The following is a 14,973-nucleotide window of genomic DNA, read 5'->3' on the forward strand; positions in this document are numbered from 1 at the left end:
ATCGTAGTAAATAACGGGGCATTCTAGCTTGTTATTTACTGTGATTGGCATAAACAAAGGAAATGTAATTTATGACTACGCAAACAAAGGCGATGGATGCGCCGCTAAAATTCAACATGCAACATATGATTATCTCGTTAATTTGTGTTTCGACCTTCGTACTTTTTACAACGATCGGATTGAATCACGAAGAGGGGCAAGTCTACGGATGGATGAGCCTTTTGCCTACAGCGTTGGTTTTAGTCTTCGCTTTGACGACTCACCGTACTGTAGAAGCGCTCTTTAGTGGCGCGATTGCCGGGGTACTACTACTCAACCCCACAGAAGCGGTAGAGCAAATCGTTGATATTTCGATGAGCGTAATGATGGATGAAACCATCGCTTGGATCATCCTGGTGTGTGGTTTGATGGGCGGCTTGATTGCGGTACTTGAAAAAGGCGGCAGTATTTTAAGCTTCTCAGATATGTTGGTGACTAAGGTTAAAAGCCGTAAACAGTCCATGCTGATGACATTTGCTTTAGGTATCTTGATCTTTATCGATGACTACTTAAACGCAATTGCAATCTCTTCATCGATGAAGAAAGTCACTGACGGCTATAATATCTCTCGCGAAAAATTGTCATATCTAGTTGACTCAACAGCGGCGCCAATCTGTATCCTTGTGCCAATTTCAACTTGGGCAATCTTCTTTAGCTCTTTGCTAGAGTCGAATGGCGTAGCGGAAACAGGGAAAGGTATCCAAACCTATATCGAAGCGATTCCTTACATGGCATATGGTTGGGTAACACTAGTAATCGTTCTTCTCGTTGCATTAGAAAAGATCCCAGATCTAGGTGCAATGAAAAAAGCAGAGCAACGTGCAAAGAATGGCCAAGTTCGTCCTGACGGCGCAACGGATGTAGACTTTGGTAATGACATTGTTCCACACACGAATCCAACAGTGGGCCTGATTAACTTCCTGCTACCTATGATTGTTCTGGTTGCAGCGAGCTGGTACTTCGGCATTGACCTGCTGGCGGGTGTATTCGTTGCTCTTATTTTCACGATCTGCTTCTATGGTGCTCAAAGACTTATTTCGATGAACGATATGTTTGAGGCTGTTTATGATGGCATTAAAGTCATGCTATTGCCTCTTGCAACCGTTATTGGCGGCTTTATGCTGAAGTCGGTGAATGACTCATTAGGTGTGACACAATACGTAATCGAAACCGTTAGCCCATACCTAAACGCCTCATACTTCCCTGCAATCATCTTCTTGATTACTGGTGGTCTGGTATTCGCGACTGCCTCTTCTTGGGGTACATTTGCGGTAGCGATGCCAATTGTTCTGCCATTGGGTGAACAGCTTGGCGTGCCTCTACATCTAACGGTTGCAGCTCTACTTTCTGCATCAGCTGCTGGTAGCCACTCATGTTTCTTTAGTGACTCAACCGTACTTTCTGCACAAGGTTCAGGTTGTACGTCAATGCAACATGCGACTACCCAGTTCCCTTACGCTCTGATTGGTATCATCGCGACTGCAATATTCTTCCTTGTTATCGGTTAAACGTTAACAGTGAAAATCAAAGCCCTGCTTATTCACAAAGCAGGGCTTTATTTATACCCTTCCCAAACCACCACTCCCATAACCCTCACTCTATACTAAGCACAACAACCTCTGTTCTTTCCTCTTTATACAAGCGGCCTGCTTTAGACCAGAATGTTAAATTCTCGTGTTATTAGCGACATTATCTTGAGCGGCAGATTATTTCGTTTTAACCGGTTAACACGCACCAAATAAGTTGCCTGGGAAGCTCTGAACACCTCAATCAACTTCGTAATTACGCACTAGTACGATATGAAGATGAATAATAAACCATTTAATTTCAATGACATATAAAATTTTTATCAATAATAGCACTTAAAACACTTCTTCCCAATCCCACTCTCATACACGCCACATTTACTGCTGTAAGAAATCATAAAAAAGTAGATTTCTGTTTTTGTGACCTCGTATTAAACGTCATCTGCTGTAGGGGTGTGATGTAATGAAGTTGTGGCAAAAATGGAGGCAAAAAGCTTCGGATTGTTACTTTTAAATTCAGGTTGTTACTTTTAAATTTAAGGATGAATACGATGAGTGCACTAAAACCTAAATACATCTCTTTCGATTGTTACGGCACGCTAATCAAAATGGAATTTGCGATTATGACTCGCAAGATGTTTGCTGATCGTGTTCCTGCGGACAAAATGGATGCATTTGTTATCGACTTCTACAAATACCGCCTAGATGAAGCGTCATCAGCATGGCGTCCATATGATGTAGTTCTAAAAGCGGCTCTAGAAAGAACTTGTAAACGTTGGGATTTGGAATTTAAAGAGGAAGAAGGTCAAGCATTTTACGAAGCCGTACCAACTTGGGGCCCACACCCAGATACAGTTTCAGGTCTAAAGCGTTTAGCGAAAGCTTACCCGCTGGTTATCTATTCTAATGCTGCTGATGAACAAATCATGCAAAACGTAGAAAAATTAGGCGTCCCCTTCCACCGTGTATTTACCGCTGAAGAGGCTAAAGTTTACAAACCTCGCTTAGCCGCATTTGAATACATGATTGATAACCTTGGTTGTAAACCTGAAGAGATCCTCCACGTTTCATCGAGCTTCCGTTATGACCTTTTCTCTGCAGATGATATGGGTATTAAGAACAAAGCCTTTGTTAACCGTGGTCACGACCGTCCTGCTGACAGCAGCTATTCATACCATGAAGTAAAAGACATTAACGGACTTGCAGACCTACTTGGGCTGGACTAACTCGAAAAGGTGAGGAGTTTTTATGATTAATAAATCATATTGGATTGATACCAAACCCGAATTCACTAACGGCTCAAGCGAACTAGTGAAAACGCACTACGACGTTGTGGTTGTTGGCGGTGGGTTAACTGGATTGTCTGCTGCTCTTTCACTGGCTAAAAAAGGGGCGTCTATCGCCCTGTTTGAAGCCGAAAATATCATGGAGAACGCATCTGGCCAGAATGGCGGCCAATGCAGTAGCGGTGTAGTCCAGGATTTTGGCTCTTTGGCCAATTCGATCGGCATGGATAAAGCGAAGCGTTACTACAATGCTTACGGTAGCGCGGTAGATTCTCTACGCCAGGTAATCAAAGAAGAGCAAATCGAGTGTGAGGTTCGTGAAAGCGGCAAATTGAAGCTCGCATCAAAACCTAAACATGCAGATAAGATATTTAATACCTGCGAATTGATTCGCAAAGAAGTCGACCATAACGTTGAGTTTCTCGATGGGAATCAAATCAAAAGCGAAATTGCCTCAGATCTGTTTTATGGCGGCATGATTCAGCGTAACGGATTTCAGCTTCATGTTGGCAAGCTAGGCATTGGTCTGGCAAACAGTGCGGTTAAATATGGCGCAAATATCTACGAACACAGCCCGGTTTTGAACATCAAAAATACCGGCAACCAATTCGTTCTAGATACACCAAAAGGCAAAGTCACGGCCAAAGACGTCATCATTGCAAGTGGTATCAGCCAGCATGGCCCTCTGGGCTGGTTCAGAAGACGTATCGTCCCAGTCGGCAGCTTCATCATCATGACCGAGCAAATCGATCCTGAACTGATCAATCAGTTAATGCCTAACAAGCGCTCGTATGTCACCAGCAAAAACATCGGTAACTATTTCCGAGTAATGGGGGATGACCGCTTATTGTTTGGGGGACGAGTTCGATTTGCAGCCTCAAACCCGGAGTCGGATGCTATCAGCGGAAAAATGTTGACCCAAACCATGGAAGATCTCTTCCCTGAATTAAAAGGGGTGAAAGCCTCTCACTGTTGGGGTGGACTCATTGACATGACGCCGAACCGTTTACCTAAAGCTGGTATGCATAAAGGGATGTTTTATGCGATGGGTTATAGCGGGCATGGCGTGCAAATGTCGACGTATATGGGTCAACAGCTTGCAGAAATGGTTGCTGGTAATAAAGAAGCGAACCCTTGGCGAGACGAACGCTGGTTCCCTATTCCTGCCTATAACGGCAAACCTTGGTTCTTACCTATGGTCGGTGCTTATTACAAATTACAGGACTATTTGCACTAAAGCATACTCACTTAATGTAGTTCATAACTAACCGCTAAATCGTAATATAGAAAGGAAGCAATATTATGAAAAATAAGCATATTATAACGGGACAAGAGTGTATTAATGATTACGAACGCCTCACAGAAGATGGTCGTTCAAGAAGACGGATCCTTAAATCATTGGGTGCTGCTGGTATTCTGTTTGCAGCCTCTGGTACATCTCTTGCTCCTTTTAACGTATTTGCAGATGACAAAACCACGCTGGCGAAAGGCAAGCCCGGCGGTAGCATAAAAGTAGCCAGCCTTTCTATGTCTACTGCTGACACACTCGACCCGGCAAAAGGTGCTTTTTCAACTGACTACACTCGCCACTACATGGTGTATAACGGCCTGACTAAGTTCGATGAAAAACTGGTTCCTCATCTGGAACTTGCTGAGAGCATCGATAATGAAAATGCGACGATCTGGCACATCAAACTACGTCAAGGCGTTCTATTTCATGATGGAAAAGAGCTGACTGCTGATGACGTTGTGTATTCATTGCAACGTCACAAAGACCCAATTACTCAATCAAAAGTGATGGGGCTGGCAACCCAGATGAAAACCATCACAAAAACGGGCAAGTATGAAGTGAAGGTTGAGCTGGAAAGTCCAAACTCAGGCTTCCCTTCTGTTCTCGCTGTATCACAGATGATGATTATTCCTGCTCATGTCGCAGATATCAGCAAAGGCATTGGTACAGGCCCATTTAAAGTTGCGGACTTCAAACCAGGCATTCGCACTGTCGTAACGAAAAATAAGAACTACTGGAAACCAGGTTTACCTTACCTGGATCAGGTAGAACTCTTCGCTATTGCAGATGAACCATCGCGTGTTAATGCGCTCCTATCTGGTGAAGTTCACGTTATCAGTGAAGTAAACCCACGATCAACCGAACGAATTAAGCAGAGTGCCGGATATGAGTACATTAACGCGCCATCGGGTAGCTATACAGATTTGATCGTCCGTCAGGATATGCTACCGGGAAGCAGCGCAGAATTCACTGAAGCCATGAAGCTTCTCATGGATCGCGATCAAATCAAGTCTGCCATTTTCCAGGACTTCGCAACCGTTGGTAATGACACACCAATCGCACCTGGTTCAAGGTACTTCAATAGTGACTTACCACAGCGCACCTTCGATCCAGAAAAAGCCAAGTACTTAATCAAAAAAGCTGGCTTTGCTGATGCCACTATCCCAATGGTTACGTCTGGCGCAGCAACTGGCGCAGTAGATATTGCCGTCTTAATGCAGCAATCTGCCGCCAAAGTGGGGATCAAAATCGATGTTCAGACCAAGTCCATTGATGGCTACTGGTCAAATCACTGGGCCAAGCACCCTCTGAGTCTCGGTCATGTAAACGCACGCCCAAGCGCAGACATCGTTTTCTCTCAATTCTTCCTCTCCAGCGCCGCATGGAACGAATCTCAGTGGAGAAATGACCGATTCGACCAACTATTGCTCGACGCTCGTAAAGAAACCGACGAAAGCAAACGCGCGCAAATGTATGGCGAAATGCAGTCCGTCGTTCACGATAAAGGCGGTATCGGTGTCCCTATATTCGTCAGTAAAATTGATGCGATTGACTCTCGCCTGAAAGGCTACGGTGCTAACCCTCTCGGTAACTTCATGGGCTATATGTTCGCCGAGACAGTCTGGCTTGATGCCTGATTGGGTCAATTCGACTTTACCTCATTAAAGCAAAGCGACGCTATAACCATAGCGGCAGTAGCAACTGCCGCTCTTTCAACACAGAGGGATGCTTTATGAATAACGCTATTATTTTGCTGATTGCGCGACGACTACTGAGTGCCCTACTCACTTTATTTTTAGTTTCGATCGTCGTTTTCTCCATCACCAATATTCTTCCTGGCGATGCAGCACAACAAATACTGGGCCAGTTCGCGATGCCAGAGCAAGTGGCAGCACTACGTTCTCAACTCGGCTTAGATCAACCACCAGTTACACGTTATTTCAACTGGCTTTTTAGCCTATTAAGTGGCGACTTAGGCCAATCATTTACTAACAGCATGCCTGTCAGCCAACTGCTCGACGGGAGATTACAAAATACCTTAATGCTGGCAGCCGCTACATCTGTGGTGTCTGTGCCTATCGCACTCGTGCTGGGTGTATGTGCAGCAATTTACCGTAACGGTAAGCTTGATAAATTTCTAAACACGATGACATTAACGCTTGTGGCTGTCCCTGAGTTTTTGGTTGCTACCGTTGCAGTCTTGATCTTTGCCGTGGAACTTCGTTGGTTCTCAGCCATATCCTATGGCGGCGGCGGTGAAGGCATGATGGACTTTCTGCGCTCATACACGCTGCCAGTGATGACATTATGTTTTGTGATTACCGCACAAATGGCTCGAATGACCCGCGCGGCAATGGACGACGAACTCAAGAGTAGCTATGCAGAAATGGCAACACTAAAGGGCTTGTCTACGGTCAGAATTGCAATTTTTCACGCCCTTCCGAATGCTGTGGGCCCGATTGCGAATGCCGTTGCCTTGAGTCTCTCATACCTGTTTGGTGGTGTGGTTATCGTAGAAGCGATTTTCAATTTTCCAGGCGTTGCCAGCCTGATGGTTGACGCCGTAACTAACCGAGATATCGCGCTTATTCAGGCATGTACCATGATTTTCTGCTCTGGATATCTGGTTCTAATCCTTATCTCTGACCTTGTATCAATTGCCTTCAACCCGAGACTAAGGAGTCAAGCATGATCTATTCATCACCGATTTCCAACATATGGCAAGAAATGACAAAACCAAGCTCGGTTATCTGCCTGCTTTTCTTTGTTCTGGCAATCATTGGACCTTGGGTTCCACCTCATGATATTGGCGATGTGGTTTCTAAAAGCATTTTTGCACCAATGAGCTCACAGTTCCCTCTAGGGACCGATTATCTGGGCCGAGATAACCTTAGCCGAATCTTAAATGCTATTCGTTATACCGTGGGACTCTCTCTGGTTTCGGCTTTGCTGGCATCATGTATAGGTACTCTGGCTGCCCTGCTCGTGGTGATGTCACCACGTTGGTTTGAAGAGGTTTCCATTCGTGTCGTGGATGCGCTTATCTCAATTCCAAGTAAAATGCTGGCACTGGTTATCGTAGCTGGATTTAGTTCTTCTGTTGAAATGCTGATCATTACCGCCGTTGTGGGTTACGCGCCAGGTGCATTCCGTATTGCTTACAGTATGGCCCGTAGTCAAAGCCAACTTGAATACGTTCAGGTCGCCAAAATCCGAGGTGAGAACTCGTTCTACATTGCGACCAAAGAAATCCTGCCAAACATCCTCAACCCTGTGATGGCTGATTTTGGCCTGCGATTTGTATTCATCGTCCTTCTACTGAGCGGTCTGAGTTTCCTCGGGTTAGGTGTGCAACCACCTAATGCGGATCTTGGTTCTCTTGTACGAGAAAACATTGGAGGCTTAAGCCAAGGTGCGGCGGCACTCATCGCTCCAGCTGTGGCCATTGGCATTATGACTATTGCGGTCAATCTGGTTATCGACCGAATTTCCGATCAACGAAACAAACAGCGTTAAGGGGTGCACAATGAAAGAGTTTATCGACGTAAGAAACCTTTGTATTAGCGCAAAACAGGAAAGCGGTCCGGTACAAATTGTGAAAAATGTCAGTTTTTCTCTCGATAAAGGACAAGTACTGGCACTCATTGGTGAATCAGGCTCAGGGAAAACAACGATTGCACTGTCACTAATGGGCTTTACTAAACCAGGCTGTTTTTTCTCCGGTGGCGAAGTGCAGCTGGGTGAAGATAATTTACTGGAGGCGACACCAGTTCAGCTTAGAAACTGGCGTGGTCGACGAATGACGTACATTGCACAAAGTGCTGCTGCTGCATTTAACCCAAGCCAGCGTTTGATTGATCAGGTCATCGAATCTGCTTTAATCCACGGTCTGGGAACACGCAATGAATTGATACATAAAGCAATTAAGCTATTTAAAGAACTGGCACTACCAAACCCTGACGAGATCGGCCAACGCTACCCCCACGAAGTTTCCGGAGGGCAATTGCAGCGTATCATGGCGGCGATGGCACTGATTGTCGATCCTGAATTAGTCATCCTTGATGAGCCTACGACGGCGTTAGACGTGACAACACAGGTTGAAGTACTGCAAGTGTTTCGAAAAGTTGTTCAGCAACGAAATGTAACCGCTGTTTATGTGTCACACGATCTGGCCGTTGTTGCTCAGGTAGCGGACAAAGTAGTAGTACTCAATCATGGCGAAGTAAAAGAAACCAGTCACATTGATACTCTGATTACGGCTCCATCCCACCCTTATACACGAGAACTCATGAATGCGGCCGTTCCAAAAGTGGTGAGAAGTTCGGTCCACCCGGTATCAAACACCGTAGAGCCTGAACAGCCGAAGAAAACACCGATATTGTCAGTCAGACGGTTAGTTGCGGGTTACGGTAAACGCGATTCCAGAGGCATGCCTGAATTCCCGGTATTAGACAATATCAATTTCAACCTCTATCCGGGGCAAGCTATTGGCATTATCGGTGAATCCGGTTCAGGCAAATCGACGCTAGCGAAAACCCTGGTGGGTATGCTACCTGCGGCATTAGGCAGCGCAAAATACAACGGAAGCGATCTGCCAACAAAACTCAGCCAGCGAACGAAAAGCCAGTGCCAGAAAATCCAAATGGTATTTCAGAGTGCCGAGACTTCGCTAAACCCTAAGCAGACGATAAGACAGATACTAGGCCGCCCTCTTAAAACCTATTTCAAATTATCGAAAGCAGAGCAAAACAAGCGTATTGAAGAGCTGATTGAGTTAGTGCAGCTCCCGAGCAGTGTTATCGATCGGAAACCTTCTGCTCTATCAGGCGGACAGAAGCAGCGCATTAACTTAGCAAGAGCATTAGCCGCAGAACCAGATATCATTATTTGTGATGAAGTGACCTCTGCATTGGATACCGTCGTGGCAGCAGCAATACTGGAATTGCTCAACGATTTGAAAGACCGATTAGGATTTGCTTATCTATTTATCAGCCATGATATGAACAGTGTTAAATCACTATGTGATGATGTCATTGTGCTTTACAAAGGCAATCAGGTTCAGACATCTCCAACAAACGAGATCTATTCAGGGCCGTTACACCCATATACCGCACTGTTGATGGATTCGATTCCGCAGATCCGCACAGACTGGATACACCAGCCAAGACTAGCGACTGCGAGCAATCATACAAACGTCAAACGAGAACATACCGAAGCGTGTGTCTTTATCGATAGATGCCCCAAACGGATAGCCAATCAGTGTGCTCAGGCAGCACCACCTCGTAAAAGCGTTAATAAACAGAGTCATATTCTCTGCCACTTAAAAGATGATACGCTTCCAAGGCTAAAGAGCGTATCTGCAGAGAACAATGAAGCTGATCTTCGCTTTGTGACAAAGCAGCGATATAACAACAGATACGCCTGACCTGTGATTATGACGAATAACTGACCCAGCTTTCAGTGCAGAGACCCCTTTGCACAATGAACATACATAGTTTCAACGGAGTGAACATGATTAACGAAACGATTTTAAAACAGCTCAAAAACCCAGAACTCTTAACTGACAAAGTGTACATCAATGGTGACTGGTGTTACTCAGACGATGGGAAAACCATCAATGTAGTCAACCCTTCTAACCAAGAAGTGATTGCAAGTGTGCCAGATTTATCAGACCAGCAATTGCTTTCGTCAATTGAGATGGCTGACATTGCATTTAAAAAATTCAAGCAAACTACGGCGTTAGAACGTTCAGAAATGTTGATGACCTGGTACCAACTGATGCTCGATAACAAAGATGATTTGGGGCTTATCATGACGCTGGAACAGGGTAAGCCTCTGCCAGAAGCCAAAGGCGAAATTGTTTACGCATCAAGCTTTATAAAGTGGTTTGCTGAAGAGGCTCGCCGTGTCCACGGTGATACACTGAGTAACCCATCTCTCGATCGTCGAGTAATGACCATCAAACAGCCTGTTGGCGTGTGCGCTGCTATCACACCATGGAACTTCCCGGCGGCAATGATAACCCGTAAATGTGCTCCAGCAATTGCAGCGGGTTGTCCAATCATCGTCAAACCAGCGGATCTTACACCACTTACCGCACTCGCACTGGGTGTACTGGCTGAAAAGGCGGGCATCCCGGCCGGTATTTTTAACGTAGTAACAGGTGATGCTGCTCGCATCGGTGAACAACTCACGGCAAGCGAAACTGTACGTAAAATTACCTTTACCGGTTCAACGAGAGTTGGCAGCCTGTTAATGGCACAAAGTGCCCCAACGATTAAACGCCTTAGCCTCGAGCTTGGCGGAAACGCACCATTTATCGTATTTGGTGATGCGGATATTCCTCAGGCTATCGAAGGTCTGATGGCAAGTAAATTCCGAAATGCGGGACAAACTTGTGTGTGCGCCAACCGGGTACTGGTTCATGACTCTATCTACGATCAATTCACTACCGCACTTATCGACGCGGTAGAGAAACTCAAGGTCGGGGATGGATTGGAAGAAGGCGTAACTATCGGTCCCCTTATCAACACAGCGGCTGTGAATAAAGTGAAATGCCATATCGAAGATGCGCTAAGCAAAGGCGCTGAAATTGTATATGGTGAAATTCCGGATCCAAGCAGCCAGTTTGTGACCCCAACGGTGATGACGAACGTTACGACGGACATGCTGGTAGCACAGGAAGAAACGTTCGGTCCTCTCGCTCCGCTGTTCCGCTTCCAGACTGATGAAGAGGCACTCGCGATAGCGAACGGTACACCTTATGGGTTAGGTGCTTACTACTATACTCAGAACCTGAAACGAGCGTGGAAAATTGGCGAGGCTTTAGAGTTCGGTATGGTCGGATTAAACTCAGGCGTCATTTCCATGGATTCTGCACCATTTGGCGGAATCAAATTGTCTGGCTTAGGCCGTGAAGGCTCTAACATGGGGATCGATGAATACCTCGAAGTGAAAGCCTGGCACGTTGGAGGGCTCTAAGCCCTCCCCCTTGATATCACCTCTTGTCGCGAAATCAGTAACCCCGAATTCGCGACACTAACCCCTCCAGATCCTCTCCCGCCATCCACTTCAGCACATTAGTTTCAAATGTATTAAATGCAGAATCCGCACGAGTTGAGCCCGCGATATGAGGCGTGATCATAATCTTAGGATGAAGCCAAAGCGGGCTTTCAGTATCCAATGGCTCTTGTTCTGTAACATCTAAAATGGCGCGGCCGATTTGTCCAGAATCTAACGCAGCAAGTAAGTCACTACTAACAAGATGCTCCCCTCTACCCATGTTAATGATCGAACAGCCTTGGGGTAACAATCTGAACAACTCTGAATTTAAAATGCCCTGCGTTTCACTGGTTAACGGTAAGACACAGATAAGTATATCAAGCGAAGATAGAAACTCTCCCAATTCGTGCTCTGCGAAGCAGGTGACACCACTTATTTCATTGCCGGATTTAGACCATCCGCTCAACTGGAAATTGAATGGTTTCAGCCTGTTGAGAATCTTTCTTCCCTGCTGACCGAGCCCCATAATACCAACCCTTATTTGACTGGCAGAAGGCACTGAAAATTCTTGCCAGCGTTGCTGTTTTTGATTTTCAAGATAATCAAACGCTCGTCGGTATAACATCAATACAGACATTAAAGCGTATTCCGCCAGTTGATCGGATAAATCATTATCAATCATACGCACAACGGATACATGGTCAGGAATATCGGAAAAATCAATCTGATCAACACCAGCAGATACGGTAAATATGGCTTTCAAATTAACCATTTCATTTAACAAGCCCTTAGGTACTTTCCATACGATAAGAATATCGATGTCAGTAAGATCGCCCACATCCGGCCAGATTGAGAAGTGTATATTTGGATGACGTTCTTCTATTCTTTGTTTCCAAACACGACCACGCTCTTCTGTCGAACAATATAGAATATTAAGCTTTTTTCCCATGTCACTTCCTTTTCGAGCAAATCATAGTCGATCAGCTCGTTGATAATTAACCAGAAAACATTGTGATAAATCGCCGCCGCAGATGACGATAAAAGACGAGTGGTAAACAGCAGATAATAACGTATCCACTGCGTCTGACAGCAAAGTTAAACGCAACGAAAAATGATGCTGTTTTGACCCCTAAATACAGTCAAATGTGTATATATAGATGGCCAATTAAGCGTTGTGCTCCGGCCAAAAATGTTACTTTTTTCATAAGGAATCTAGTTTGCTATGGAAAGGTAACATTATGAATACAGATAAATCTCGCTCTAAAGCTCTACTTGAAGACAAGCTTCGCCATGTTCCTCGAGGGCTGGTTAACGCACATCCCATTGCTCTGGAAAAAGCCTCCGGTGCGGAAATGTGGGATGTCGACGGTCAACGCTACCTGGACTTTGTCGGAGGCATCGGTGTGCTCAATATCGGACATAATCACCCGAACGTGACAAATGCCGTTATCGAACAACTCTCTAAAGTGACACACCCTTGTGCTCAGGTATCGGTATACGAACCCTATATTGATGTTGCAAAGAAACTCAATCAACTTGTAGGTAAAGGCGAAGAATACAAAACGGTTCTTCTCTCTTCCGGCGCTGAAGCGGTAGAAAACGCAGTAAAAATTTCTCGTGGCTATACCAACCGACCGGCTGTGATCGCTTTTAAAGGTGGCTTCCATGGACGAACACTTCTTGGTAGTACCTTAACGGGAATGAGTGCCCCCTACAAACAAAACTTCGGACCGATGGCTGGTGAAATATACCACGCAACTTACCCGAACGAGTTTCGTGGAGTGAGCAGTGAAGAGGCTCTTAAATCTCTGGACGATATCTTTACCACCGAAGTCACACCAGACCGTGTAGCCGCCATTATTATTGAGTCTGTGCAAGGTGATGGTGGCTTCCTTGCTGCCCCTAAAGAGTTCCTGCAACAACTTAGAGAAATCACAACACGTTATGGTATCGTTCTGATCATGGACGAAATTCAGGCAGGATTTGGCCGTACAGGCAAAATGTTCGGCTATGAACACGCCGAAATTCAGCCAGACCTAATCACAACAGCGAAAAGCCTCGCCGGCGGATTCCCACTCTCGGCAGTTGTTGGTAAAGCAGAAATTATGGATGGTCCATTGCCAGGTGGTCTGGGAGGTACTTATGGTGGTAATGCAGTTGCATGTGCAGCAGCAAATGCTGTATTGGATCTCTTTATGAAAGACAATTCTCTGCTATCGCTAGCAAGTCAGCGCGGGCATTTTTTCGAAGAGGGTCTCTTGTCTCTCAAACGTGATTTCCCGGCAATTGCGGATGTTCGTGGACTTGGTTTTATGCTCGCGATGGAACTGGTTACAGAAACCGACACTCCAGATGATAATGCTCAACTTACACAGACATTGATTGACGAATGCCGTGAACAGGGCTTATTGGTTATAAAGTGCGGTACACAAAGGAATGTCATCCGATTTCTGCCTCCAATAAACACGTCAGAATCCATACTAAGTGAAGCTTTGGAAATGCTAAACCAGGCTTGCACAAACGTACTTGGATAGCTTTCCATTACCCTGACCTACAGTAGTGCAATTTGTGCGTTATATTGCACAAAATTGAAAAAGGAGCCTGCGTGGACATAACCAAATTCACAACTATTATCATCGATTGTGATGGAATTCTAGTTAACCACTACAAGGGTATTTTGAGAAAAATTTACGATCTTGATCAGGATTTACCGCAGGATATTCCGTCTCAAAAAACCATCATTAAGCAGTATCTGGATTATTACTACGGCTTGTCAGAATCACTGGTTTCTAATGGTTTCCTTGCATCACATGGGTTTGCGTATCAGTTCATCATGAAAGAACTTAACCGCCAGTATAACTGGCGGAAAACCTTTCAGTTTGGCCGTGCAATGACCCGTTGGCCGTTATATGAAGATGCTTATGGAGCTCTTCATTATTTAAAGAAATTTTTTAAGGTTTTCATAAGATTAGATATAGAACCGGAAGACCTTCCACACATACTAAAAAGCCTGGAACTGAATAAAGAGGAGTTGATCATTCGCGGGCAAGAAACCAGTGCGTTATCAAAAATCTTAGAGGAAAAAGGAGAATCCATTGATGACTGTTTGTTACTAACAACCACCAGCCTTGCAGAAGTGACTCAGTTTCCGAATGTTCGTATCTTACACAGGAGCCCGCTGTATGCTCCAGACACAACTAAGACGGAATCTCTTGCAAGCTTGGTTATCGAGCATCAGAACACTATACGCAGTTCATGGCATTAGAATTGCTTTGAATTCATACATCGTCCAGTAAACCCATATATGTTAAGGATAGCGCTATGGATTCAAGTATGAGACTCGATCGCATTGATATCAATATATTGACTCAATTGCAGAAAAACGGACGAATGACCAACGTGAAGTTAGCTGATGCCGTTGGTCTTTCAGCCAGTCCATGCCTTCAGAGAGTGAAAAGGCTTGAGCAATGTGGTTATATAAAAAACTATAAGGCCTTCCTAAACCTGACAAAAATAACGGAATATGTCACGGTGTACACTGAAGTCTATATCAATAGTCACAAGCGGGAAGATTTTGTAAAGTTTGAAAATTACATGAAGAAAGTTGATGAAGTAATGGAGTGCCACCTGATCAGCGGTGGTTACGATTACCTCGTACGATTCGTCACAAGAAACGTTGCTCACTATCAGGAGATCATTGAGAAACTTGTCGACAATAATGTGGGAATTTCAAAGTATTTCAGTTACATCGTTATTAAGTCACCAGTGATAAAAGAAGACATCCCCATAAATAAGTTATTGGAACGCAGTGCTCAGTAAAACGTTATTT

General features: G+C 44.9%; 12 protein-coding genes. 11 read left to right on the top strand and 1 reads right to left on the bottom strand.

Features of this window, described 5'->3' with window-relative positions:
• Nucleotides 1-71: 71 nt before the first annotated feature.
• The 8 genes from WJM94_RS03630 (at nucleotide 72) to WJM94_RS03665 (ending at nucleotide 11,123) form a co-directional block, all read left to right on the top strand.
• Nucleotides 72-1,547 carry a Na+/H+ antiporter NhaC family protein gene (locus WJM94_RS03630; RefSeq protein WP_444492868.1) on the top strand — a complete coding sequence of 492 codons (1,476 nt, stop codon included), beginning with the start codon at nucleotides 72-74 and terminating at the stop codon, nucleotides 1,545-1,547.
• A 569-nt stretch (nucleotides 1,548-2,116) separates the two neighbouring features.
• Nucleotides 2,117-2,791, top strand: a complete 675-nt coding sequence (locus tag WJM94_RS03635) for a haloacid dehalogenase type II (RefSeq protein ID WP_444492869.1) — start codon at nucleotides 2,117-2,119, stop codon at nucleotides 2,789-2,791.
• Nucleotides 2,792-2,813: 22 nt separating this feature from the next.
• On the top strand, nucleotides 2,814-4,088 hold the full coding sequence (locus WJM94_RS03640) for an NAD(P)/FAD-dependent oxidoreductase (RefSeq protein ID WP_444492870.1): 1,275 nt from the start codon (nucleotides 2,814-2,816) through the stop codon (nucleotides 4,086-4,088).
• 65 nt (nucleotides 4,089-4,153) lie between these two features.
• Nucleotides 4,154-5,779 (top strand): ABC transporter substrate-binding protein, encoded by a 1,626-nt coding sequence (locus WJM94_RS03645; RefSeq protein WP_444492871.1) that lies wholly within the window; start codon nucleotides 4,154-4,156, stop codon nucleotides 5,777-5,779.
• A 95-nt stretch (nucleotides 5,780-5,874) separates the two neighbouring features.
• Nucleotides 5,875-6,834: an ABC transporter permease gene (locus WJM94_RS03650; protein WP_444492872.1), complete on the top strand. Its 960-nt coding sequence runs from the start codon at nucleotides 5,875-5,877 to the stop codon at nucleotides 6,832-6,834.
• Nucleotides 6,831-7,658, top strand: coding sequence for an ABC transporter permease (locus WJM94_RS03655; RefSeq protein ID WP_444492873.1), 828 nt, complete (start codon nucleotides 6,831-6,833; stop codon nucleotides 7,656-7,658). The genes WJM94_RS03650 and WJM94_RS03655 overlap by 4 nt, the downstream gene beginning before the upstream one ends.
• A gap of 10 nt (nucleotides 7,659-7,668) precedes the next feature.
• Nucleotides 7,669-9,567 (top strand): ABC transporter ATP-binding protein, encoded by a 1,899-nt coding sequence (locus WJM94_RS03660; RefSeq protein ID WP_444492874.1) that lies wholly within the window; start codon nucleotides 7,669-7,671, stop codon nucleotides 9,565-9,567.
• Between the two features lie 86 nt (nucleotides 9,568-9,653).
• Complete coding sequence (locus WJM94_RS03665; RefSeq protein WP_444492875.1) at nucleotides 9,654-11,123, top strand: NAD-dependent succinate-semialdehyde dehydrogenase; 1,470 nt, start codon at nucleotides 9,654-9,656, stop codon at nucleotides 11,121-11,123.
• A 34-nt stretch (nucleotides 11,124-11,157) separates the two neighbouring features.
• Here the strand turns inward: WJM94_RS03665 and WJM94_RS03670 are convergent, their stop codons facing one another.
• Nucleotides 11,158-12,093: a 2-hydroxyacid dehydrogenase gene (locus tag WJM94_RS03670; protein WP_444492876.1), complete on the bottom strand. Its 936-nt coding sequence runs from the start codon at nucleotides 12,091-12,093 to the stop codon at nucleotides 11,158-11,160.
• A gap of 289 nt (nucleotides 12,094-12,382) precedes the next feature.
• Here WJM94_RS03670 and WJM94_RS03675 point away from each other — a divergent pair, with 289 nt between their 5' ends.
• The 3 genes from WJM94_RS03675 to WJM94_RS03685 all read left to right on the top strand — a co-directional run bounded on the left by WJM94_RS03675 (nucleotide 12,383) and on the right by WJM94_RS03685 (nucleotide 14,963).
• The gene (locus tag WJM94_RS03675) at nucleotides 12,383-13,678 is read left to right on the top strand and encodes an aspartate aminotransferase family protein (RefSeq protein ID WP_444492877.1); all 1,296 of its coding nucleotides are present in this window, start codon (nucleotides 12,383-12,385) and stop codon (nucleotides 13,676-13,678) included.
• 71 nt (nucleotides 13,679-13,749) lie between these two features.
• Nucleotides 13,750-14,409, top strand: coding sequence for a hypothetical protein (locus WJM94_RS03680; protein ID WP_444492878.1), 660 nt, complete (start codon nucleotides 13,750-13,752; stop codon nucleotides 14,407-14,409).
• Nucleotides 14,410-14,465: 56 nt separating this feature from the next.
• Complete coding sequence (locus WJM94_RS03685; protein WP_444492879.1) at nucleotides 14,466-14,963, top strand: Lrp/AsnC family transcriptional regulator; 498 nt, start codon at nucleotides 14,466-14,468, stop codon at nucleotides 14,961-14,963.
• Nucleotides 14,964-14,973 lie beyond the last annotated feature (10 nt).

The organism is Vibrio sp. YIC-376, assembly GCF_052353105.1.
Taxonomy (GTDB): domain Bacteria; phylum Pseudomonadota; class Gammaproteobacteria; order Enterobacterales; family Vibrionaceae; genus Vibrio.